Origin of the sequence: Teichococcus wenyumeiae, assembly GCF_003696345.1 — a bacterium.
GTDB classification, from domain to species: Bacteria; Pseudomonadota; Alphaproteobacteria; order Acetobacterales; family Acetobacteraceae; genus Pseudoroseomonas; species Pseudoroseomonas wenyumeiae.
In genome coordinates this window covers 1-8,599 of the sequence record NZ_RFLX01000074.1, presented here as the reverse complement: position 1 = coordinate 8,599, position 8,599 = coordinate 1, and the positions used below count along the sequence as shown (strand labels likewise).

The following is an 8,599-nucleotide window of genomic DNA, read 5'->3' as shown; positions in this document are numbered from 1 at the left end:
CTGCAGTGGAAGTGGATGACAGCAGGCACCTTACAACATGCGCTATCAGGAGCGGGGGCCGTCCACCCCATCAACGGCAAGCTGCGCGACGAACTGCTGGACCGGGAGATCTTCTGCTCGCTCCGCGAGGCCGAGGTGCTGATCGAGCGCTGGCGGCGGCACTACAACACGGTCCGCCCGCACAGCGCTCTGGGCTACCGCCCGCCAGCGCCGAAAACGGTGTTGCCTCACCTTACTGGGTTTGCCTCCGCTCCGCTCCGGCACGCCCAGCCGGGCGCGCCATGGCGCGGGGCAGCTCTCTCATAACACCCGGCACCGTTCGATGGGGCAGGCCAGACACCGTGGTGGGCCCAGAGGTGCAGACCGCTGAGGGTAAGGCGGAGGCGCCGCGCTGCCTCCCGCGCCGGGACGAACCCGTCCGCTCGCGAGGTGTGGCCGCCGCTGTCCGCCGGGCAGGCAGTAGGGATACGGGGGCAACCCCGCATCGAGGTGACGCGAGCAGCGGTTCAGGGCTTACCCTGTCGAGTGAGGAGCCCGGCCTCGTTCAGCGCCGTGGCGGCCTTGTGGTCCGGCATGCGGGAGGTGAGATCGCGAAGGGTGTTGAGCGTGCCCGCTTCGGTTCGCAGATGGTCTCTCATGCCGGGGCTTTTCGTCTTATAAGACGTGCGCGCCTCCCCCACTCCAGATCACCTCCACTTCGGCGCCGGTGCGGCCGCGACCGACAGTGAGAGTGACAGCGGCGATCACGAGGCGCAGGAGCCGCTTGCGATCGGCGGTTGTCGTGGTGTTGGCGCGCCAGAGCGCGGGCAGGTCTGCGGCGAGGCGCCGAACTTCTTGCGCCTCGAGATCGTCGAGGGAGCGGAGTTCGGTTTCCCGCCGCCGATCGTATTCGCCCTCGAGCCGGGCAACCTCGGCGAGCGCTGCCTCTCAACGACGCCCAAGTCCGCGCGCGACAAGGCGATTGTCGGGATCCACCGCGTCGTACTGGCGTCCTGCCAGGCGGGCTTCATAGCGCGCACGTTCGAGGTGGAGTTGCCATTGCCGGTCCACCGCACTGCGCTCGCGCCCGAGATCGTGGAGTGTGACGAGCGTGGCCTCGAGGACCGCCGGACGGACAGCGTCGAGGAACGAGTTAACGATGAGCGCATCGACAGCCGGTGCGACGAACGATTGGCACACTGGCTCGGCCCGGTGGGTCTGGGCGGTGCGGCATTCGTACCGTGGCCGCTGGCGTCCGCAGCTCACGCCCATATGCCGCCCGCAGCGGCCGCAGTGCATGAGCCCTTGTAGTAGTGCTGCCCCCTCGCGCGCGGCACCTCGGCCCTTGGCGGCAAAGTTATAGCGGTTGGTCCCGAGCGTCGCACGATTGGCAAGGAACGTCTCGTGGCTGATGTAGCCGGAATAGACGCCCGGTACGACGATCGCCCACTTTTCTGGAGGCAGGCGCCGGGTCACGCCGGCGGGCGGGCTCCCACAGCCACTACCTCGCGGCACCGGTTATAGACGAAGCTGCCAGCATAAGCAGGATTAGTAATCACCCGGTGGATCATGCGATAGATCGGCCGTTCCCAGACGATTCGACCCATCTCCGGTCCTGAGCCGACCAGTCGCGGGAATGCCAAGCCATGGTCGAGGAAGTGCCGCAGCACGGCGCGGGCGTTGCCGAGGGCGGCGAACCGCTCAAATACCGATCCGATCGCGAGCCGGACCGCGTCGTCCGGATCATGCACCACAGCCCCCTCGGGTCGTCGCCGATAGCCGACGGGCAGCGCCACCGTGAGTTCGCCTCGCTCTGCCTTGCTCAGGAGTGCGCCCCATATCCAGGCTTGGAGGACGTGTAACTCGGCCGCGAACAAGCTGCCCTTCACCCCGAGCAGCAGTCGGTCACTCGGGTTGCGCTGGTCGTAGATGCCATCCTCGTCGGCGATGTGCGTGCGGAACAGTGCGCAGAGCTCGATGACGCGGTGCCAGTCACTGTTGAGACGCGACAGGCGCGAGACCTCCGTCACGAGCACAATCCCGACCTCACCCAGTCCGATCAGCGCGACGAGGCGCCGAACCCGGCGCGGCCCGCACTGCTCGCCCCTGACAGGCCGAGGTCCTCGTCAATGACGCGGACCAATTTCTCCGGCCAGCCCATCCACCGCGCGCGTTCGGCCAGCGCGTACTGCCGCCCGGTGCTCTCGGCGGTGTTCAGCACTTGCTGCGGGTGGACTGGCGCACATAAACGAGGGCGCGGAGCTCGACGTGGCGATGCTCGACCTTCGATGGTAGGGGCGTCATCCGGCATCCTCCCGACCACGCCGCCGCATGTCGCCTACCGCAGCAGCAGATCCGCCCAAACCCGGATCATCGCTGCGTTCACCTTGGGCGGCATGCGCGCTCAGACCGTGGCTCGATTGGCCAGGTGCCTTCACGACCCAGGATACGCTGCCTCGCCCGCAGTCGGATGCCGGACATCGATGATCCGCATCCAGTACGCCTGGAGTGGAACGACCGCAGCCTTATGCCGCCAGCTTGTCACTGCCTGCGAACAGCCAGGCTTTCTTGCCAAGGAGCGCGCCATGGAGGTTGCGTTCGGCGACGTTGTTCGTCAAACAACCCGGCCGTCGCTGAGAAACTGGGTGAATGCAGGCCAGCGCTTGAGGGCATAGTCCAGCGCCTTCGCCAAGTCATTGTGGCGCGACAACCTGCCGCGGGTTTCCAACATCCAGGCCTGGAGATTGGCAACGAGCGGGGCCACGACGGCTCTGCCGGTGCTGCAGCGGTCCTCTGCTGAGGACCTGTTCACCGCCCGCTCGGCTTCGAACACCTAGTCGATTCGGCGCACGGCCTCCGCCGCCAGCAGCGTGCGGGCGACCTCCGCCAGCTTCGAATACCTTGCGCCGGAAACACGCCCAGCACGCCGCCTCCGTGATCTGCCGAGGCTTGCGGCGGACGGGCAGATGTCGCTGAACCCGGCATAGGTGTCGGCCTGCAAGATCCCTACATAACCTGCCAGATGTAGCTTGGGGTGCTCGGCGGTGCAGCTGCGCTAGAAGTAGAACACCGCGGCCGGAGGCGCCGGTCCGGCAAAGGGTCGGTCGTCCTGCAGATAGGTCCAGAGCCGGGCGGTGACCGTCTTGCCACGGGCCAGCAGCGGCACCGTGGTGCCGTCTCCGTGCAGGAGCTCCGCTGTCACGACATGTGCCGCGATAAGGGTGTGGAGCAGCGAGAGAGTGGCCGCCGTGCGCCTCCGGCGCCAGTTGCAAGTAACCGTTCCGCTTGATGGTCTGGACCACTACCGGTGGTATCGGCCGGAGCCGCTTGCCGCAGACCCTATTGGAAGTCTGCCACAATACGATCGGCGCTCCGCGCATCGCCGCGCCGTAGACACGGTACCGGCGTCTTCGCCGATCCGGCCACTGCCCGCGCAAAAGGCGCAGCGCGTGCCTGCGATGGTAGCCCGTGGCCGCCGCGAACTCGTCGAGGATTCGCTTGCGTTCCAACCGACTTGACCAGGCATACTGGGCTGCTCCCACCGCCACTAGGCCATTCCGCGTTGTCACGCTCACCCGCCTCATCCCAACCCCCGCAGATCGGTAGCATGTTGGATGAGGCAACGACCAGCCTCAGGAGCAAGTCAGGCGAGGCAATGCACATATGCTAGTGGCTGTCCCGCTCAGCATAATTATAACCGTTTCGGACATTTTTTCCCGAGGGAAACCTTGGGATGTGGATTGTCGCTAAGCCGAAGCTCTGCGATGGTGCCTGAATGCGCATGGGAGAGTACGATGGCTGCGAAGAAGGCGCCGGCGAAGCAGTGTAAGGTGCTGGTTCTTGGCGGATCGAAAGGTGGCTGTGGACGTAGTACCCTTAGCCGCAACTTGATCGTTGCTGCTCGTCAAGCAGGTTTAAACGTAGTGGGCGTTGATCAGGACGCACAGCGTACGTTCAAAAAATGGTCGGACCGTCGCGAAGCGGCCCGTGAAAAATTCCCCCAACTCGTCGAGTGTGAGGTGATAGCCTCATCGGTAGAGGAGTGGGCGAGCCTGGACTTCACAGGCCGCGATCTCGCCATCGTCGATACGGCACCCGGTATCGAGCATGGGCTTGCAGATATGATCAGTCTCTGCCGACAGGCTGATTACGTCTTGCTGCCGACCAGCGCGTCTACAGACGATTTAGAGAGCGTAGTTCCATATTGGACAACTCTATCTGAGAGCGGAGTGCGCGGCGAGTTCGTGTTGAACAAGGCGAATCGGCGCACAAGGTCGTTCGCATCGGCCCGGTCGGCTTTGAACCGCCATGGCCGGGTCGCCCCCGTCGAAGTGCCCCTTCTAGAGGATATCGCCAGTCCATTCGCGTCTGGGCTGGCTGTAGTGGATTACGACCGATCCAAAGGAGGCGAGGTCATGCAGGACGTATGGAGGCATGTCCGCCGGGAGCTAGGTTTGTGAGCAAGCTGCCGTCTCTCAAGAAGCGAGCTGGCGCCGAGGACATGAATTTGATGGCCGGAGATGACCGGCGCAATCAAGGCAAGGCACTGGCGGCTGTCTCAGACGCCGGCCGAGATATTGTGGCGGACATTTTTTCTGGCTTACGAGTCTCCGAAGACACTCTTCGAAAGGTCGTCGAGGCTCGCACACGCATCCTTGACCAATGGGGTAAGGCGCAGATCGCTGCTCTTCTAATCGGCCGGACGCTGCTAGACCTGTCTCGGACCTTGTCTCCAGACGAGTACCTCGCGCTCCGGAAGGGTAGCGAGCGTCTGTTCCCCTTCTCAGATAGCGTGGCTACCAAACTGCGCCGTGCGGCCGAACTTGCGGAAGACCTCCGCATCCCCCTGGAGAGATCTCCATCCTATACGCTGCTATACGAAATCAGCACTCTGCCCCCAGAAGGGCAGGACCTCGTCAAAGAGCGTGGCTTACTACGTTCCGATGTCACGCGGGCCGAAATAGTCGCGGTTAAGGCTGAGCTTCGAAAGCATAAAATTCCGCGCATCTTGATCGAGCACGCGTCTGAGCCGTCGGCCACCGTCAGCCTAGTTAGAATAGAAACACGCCTGAATGCCCTTCTGAACGAGCGTGAGGGCGTCGCTGCGAGGCTGGTCGAGCTTGATCAGGAGATCGCGGACCTAAATGTTCAGTTAGAAGTATTGCGACCGCAAGGTGAGCGCGGCTCTTAGAGCCCGCTTGCTCTGTTGAAGCCTTCTTGCTGACGATCTGAGGATCATGAGGTTGTGGGTGAGGACGCGCAGGACGAACTCGCGGCTTTGAGCTTGGCGGCCGCGTGCGGTCAGCGTTGAGCTCAGGCGGCGCTTGTGCTGGCTGAAGCCGCTCTCGATGTGCCAGCGCTGGTGGTAAAGGAGGCGAGGAAAGTGCTGGCGGAGAGCACGCCTGTAGGGCGTCTTCGGCCACGCCGCCCAGTTTTCCGTTAATTCAAGGCAATGATGTTGCGCCCGACGCCGAGTTCATCATGGCATAGTCAATGGTTGTGCTCGGTGTCGTAACCAGCATCGGCCAGAACCGTGCTCAGATCCATGAACGATGCGGCTTAGCGCATGGCGGGTGTGAAGTCCGGCCAGTCCTGACTGGGGCCGATGCCGGTGACCGCGCCGATGATCAGATTGGAGTGGATGTGGAGAACTGCAGTGAGCTTGGGCCAAGCCCGTTGCCGGTGGTCCATGCCCTTGCCTTCGCCACGGCGTTTGCTGAAATGCTCGCTAACATGCCGCGTCTCCAGCCCGGTCGCATCCACTGCCGCGGCGGGCGAGGCGTCAATCAGGCCAATGGACCGGGCCCGCTCCACGATGACGACGTGGGTATGGTGGAAGGCCCCCCTTTATGGAATGGCCCGCCCCTCTTTCGCGTAGCCTGCCTGGAGCCACCGGAAAAGAGACGGAACATGGACATTCAGGTTCTTGGATTGACCTCGGCAAGAACAGCTGCAGCCTGGTAGGGCTGGATGCGTCTGGCCGTATGGTGGTGCGGCGGCGCATGCGCCGGGAGAGCATCGCGGCCAAGGCACAGGGCTGTATCATGGCGATGGAAGCGTGTTGTGGGGCGCACCATCTGGGTCGGCAGCTGGCGAGCCAGGGCCACGAGGTGCGCCTGATGTCGCCGGAATAAGTGCGGCCCTACGTCAAGGCGCAGAAGAATGACGACCGGGATGCCGAGGCGATCGCTGAGGCTGCGACCCGGCTGACGATGCGGTTTGGCGCGCTCAAGAGCGAGGAGCAACTCGACGTGCAGATCCTGCACGGGGCGCGCGATCGTCTTGTAGGGCAGCGCACCGCGCTGATGAACCAGATGCGCAGCATCCTGCTCGAGCGCGGTATCACCGTCGCGCAGGGGGTGGCAAGCTCAGGATGCGCTGACTGACATTCTCGCAGCGGAGGTTCCGGTCGTGAGCGCCAGGGTAGGGCAGCTCCTGGAGGACATGGCGGAGCAGTGGCATCGGCTTGACGAGCGTATCGCCGCGTTGGACGAGGATTTCGCCGGGATGCCCGCAACGATCCCGCGGCCCGGCGCTTGGCGACGATCCCGGGCATCGGTGTGCTGAACGCGACCGCACTGGTGGCTGCCGTCGGCAGCGGCGAGACCTTCGGGCGCGGCCGTGACCTTGCGTCCTGGCTCGGCCTCGTGCCGCGGCAGGCGACCACCGGCGGCAGGCCGAAGCTGCTCGGCATCACCAAGCGTGGCAGCAAGTACCTGCGCAAGCTCCTGATCCAGGGCACACGGTCGGCCCTCCCGTCGCTATCACGCACGGCAACCCCGCTGGGTGGTTGGCTGCGAGGTCTCCTCGCCCGCGCCCACGGCAACACAGTCGTAGTCGCCCTCGCAGCCAAGCTGGCACGCATGGCCTGGGCCCTGCTGCGGAACAAGTCAGAGTTCGCTGCCATGCGGCCTACCGCAGCGTAGAAACAAGTTCGGCCTATGGCGCGCACCCGGCGTCAGGGGCTGTAGGAGGTCTGCGGGTGGTGGACGTGAGATGGCCTGACAGTCGACCGGTGTTCCATAAGCCTTTGGCGAAAAATGGCACCTGATGCCGGCCTCTTTATGAGGCCCGGGACGCGCGGATCTCCATCTTGGCCAGGGCTCGACCCTGAGACCGGATACGTTGATGCAGACTGCCTGAGCCAGATCTTAGAAACCGCTTGCCGACGGGGGCCATACGTTTTCGCCTCTGACAGGAGACGGCGCGCGGCATAGGCCAGAGTGGAATAGTGCGGCACCTTCCGCAGCCCCAGGGCCTTTCGCAGATCCTGCCAGTCGGCCACCACGGTCACCAGTCCACGGTAGTCGGTGCGCAGAAAATGACGCAGCACCAGCAGCGCGAAAAGTTGCGCCTGAGTGAAGTCATGCCGGGAGGTCCGGCTGCCATAGGTAGGAAAGCTCCGCCGCCCAGCGGTCAGCGCTTCACGCGCGACCCGTACCGCCGACTTCGTCATTCAGCGCATCGATGATCTCGCACCCAGACCCCAAATGCCCTCCCAGCGCTCCACCTGCCAGCAAGGTTTCAACAGAGCAATCCCGCTTCATAACGGCCGCGCCGGTCGCCGGACGAGGAGCATGACGGCAGCGAGGGTGAAGAAGGCTACAGCGGAACTGGTGGTGGCTTCATGATCAAGCGCCAGACGGCTGCATCGACCGATCCAGGCGAAGGATCGTTCCACAACCCAGCGCCGTGGCTGCACAGCGAAGCCTTTCTGGCCGAGCGGGCTGCTGACGAGAGTGACGGCGACAGGTGCGGCATTGGCCACGCGAGATCCGGCGTAAGCGCGATCAGCAAAGCACCGAGATAGGAACGGCCATGGCCGCCGAGATGCGGCCACCAACGCAGCCCCGCCGCGACTGTCATGAAGCGAGGCAGGCGAGACAGCCACCATCAGGAGCCTGCCTTGTTGATTGCCACTCAGAGCCGGAATCTCCCGCACCTTCCGGCTGCTGGATGGTTGTCATGCCGCCTGGAGGACGCGGGCATGGAGGAGTGCAAAGCCCGCGCGGCCGTACATGGTGCGCTTGATCATCTTGAGCCGGTTGATCTGGCCCTCGACGGGGCTGGTACTCCACGGCAGTTCAAGTGCGGCTTGCACAGTCGCGATGTCTTTGCGCAACTCGGCGACAAAGCTCGCGAGAGGGGTAGAGACGGCCTCGTCAGTACCGCATCGAGCCTGTCGTCGCTCTGCCGCCGCAGCAGCCGGGCGATGCCCTTCGCGACAGCCACTGTGGCTTGCAGCACAGGGAGCTCGCCCAGCAGGCGCATGACGAAGGCGCGGTCGAGTTCAGTGGGTATTTCGCTGTTTGCCATCAGCAGGCGCGTGGCGCGGCGAGGCGTGGGTGGCCGCCAAGCAGGATCTCCGCTTGGTACAGGGCGTGGGCATGCGACGGGCTCGGTCCTGCGCCTCTCAGTGGCCCAGGCCCTGCCAACCGAGGGACGACCTGCAAAGGCACCGTCAGGTTGGCCGGTCGCCAGCCTTCCCGAGCGTTCCACCTCCGGGTAGTCGGGTGGGATGATCGTACCTGCCTGCCCTAGGCTCAGGCCTCCTTGATCCAGAAGAGGACGGTGGCGGCGAGGCAGATGGCGGACATGAAGGTGTGGGCGCAGCGGTCAT

General features: G+C 64.4%; 11 protein-coding genes and 3 pseudogenes. 4 read left to right on the top strand and 10 right to left on the bottom strand.

What is annotated here, in order from left to right:
- Positions 1 to 306: integrase core domain-containing protein (locus EBE87_RS30125; protein ID WP_233553421.1), on the top strand; the 306-nt coding region annotated here is incomplete at its 5' end.
- Between the two features lie 200 nt (positions 307 to 506).
- Here the strand turns inward: EBE87_RS30125 and EBE87_RS30420 are convergent.
- The 6 genes and pseudogenes from EBE87_RS30420 to EBE87_RS30715 form a co-directional block, all read right to left on the bottom strand.
- Positions 507 to 638 (bottom strand): hypothetical protein, encoded by a 132-nt coding sequence (locus EBE87_RS30420; protein WP_267898287.1) that lies wholly within the window; start codon positions 636 to 638, stop codon positions 507 to 509.
- Positions 639 to 927: 289 nt separating this feature from the next.
- On the bottom strand, positions 928 to 1,251 hold the full coding sequence (locus EBE87_RS30620; RefSeq protein ID WP_367605427.1) for a hypothetical protein: 324 nt from the start codon (positions 1,249 to 1,251) through the stop codon (positions 928 to 930).
- A gap of 200 nt (positions 1,252 to 1,451) precedes the next feature.
- Positions 1,452 to 2,009 carry a serine integrase family protein gene (locus EBE87_RS26875; protein WP_233553419.1) on the bottom strand — a complete coding sequence of 186 codons (558 nt, stop codon included), beginning with the start codon at positions 2,007 to 2,009 and terminating at the stop codon, positions 1,452 to 1,454.
- Positions 2,010 to 2,038: 29 nt separating this feature from the next.
- Complete coding sequence (locus EBE87_RS29240; protein ID WP_158601031.1) at positions 2,039 to 2,200, bottom strand: hypothetical protein; 162 nt, start codon at positions 2,198 to 2,200, stop codon at positions 2,039 to 2,041.
- A 393-nt stretch (positions 2,201 to 2,593) separates the two neighbouring features.
- Positions 2,594 to 2,812 (bottom strand): IS66 family transposase, encoded by a 219-nt coding sequence (locus EBE87_RS30720; RefSeq protein ID WP_120640488.1) that lies wholly within the window; start codon positions 2,810 to 2,812, stop codon positions 2,594 to 2,596.
- Between the two features lie 222 nt (positions 2,813 to 3,034).
- A pseudogene (locus EBE87_RS30715) lies at positions 3,035 to 3,241 on the bottom strand (IS66 family transposase); the annotation flags it as partial.
- 532 nt (positions 3,242 to 3,773) lie between these two features.
- On the opposite strand from EBE87_RS30715, the gene EBE87_RS26855 reads away from it, so the two are divergent.
- Entirely contained in the window at positions 3,774 to 4,439 is a 666-nt protein-coding gene (locus EBE87_RS26855; RefSeq protein ID WP_158601029.1) for a ParA family protein, read from the top strand.
- Positions 4,436 to 5,170: a hypothetical protein gene (locus EBE87_RS28850; protein ID WP_147426195.1), complete on the top strand. Its 735-nt coding sequence runs from the start codon at positions 4,436 to 4,438 to the stop codon at positions 5,168 to 5,170. Before EBE87_RS26855 ends, EBE87_RS28850 begins: the two co-directional genes overlap by 4 nt.
- Here EBE87_RS28850 and EBE87_RS30615 read toward each other — a convergent pair.
- Positions 5,132 to 5,329, bottom strand: coding sequence for a hypothetical protein (locus EBE87_RS30615; RefSeq protein ID WP_367605426.1), 198 nt, complete (start codon positions 5,327 to 5,329; stop codon positions 5,132 to 5,134). The genes EBE87_RS28850 and EBE87_RS30615 overlap by 39 nt on opposite strands.
- Before the next feature lie 209 nt (positions 5,330 to 5,538).
- Complete coding sequence (locus EBE87_RS30110) at positions 5,539 to 5,793, bottom strand: hypothetical protein (RefSeq protein WP_233553418.1); 255 nt, start codon at positions 5,791 to 5,793, stop codon at positions 5,539 to 5,541.
- Positions 5,794 to 5,909: 116 nt separating this feature from the next.
- Here EBE87_RS30110 and EBE87_RS26845 point away from each other — a divergent pair.
- Positions 5,910 to 6,905 (top strand): annotated as a pseudogene (locus EBE87_RS26845) (IS110 family RNA-guided transposase).
- A gap of 617 nt (positions 6,906 to 7,522) precedes the next feature.
- On the opposite strand, the pseudogene EBE87_RS30610 reads toward EBE87_RS26845, so the two are convergent.
- Both EBE87_RS30610 and EBE87_RS29555 read right to left on the bottom strand, forming a co-directional pair.
- Positions 7,523 to 7,885: pseudogene (locus tag EBE87_RS30610) on the bottom strand (transposase); the annotation flags it as partial.
- 57 nt (positions 7,886 to 7,942) lie between these two features.
- Positions 7,943 to 8,101 carry a hypothetical protein gene (locus EBE87_RS29555; protein WP_408887768.1) on the bottom strand — a complete coding sequence of 53 codons (159 nt, stop codon included), beginning with the start codon at positions 8,099 to 8,101 and terminating at the stop codon, positions 7,943 to 7,945.
- Positions 8,102 to 8,599: the final 498 nt, after the last annotated feature.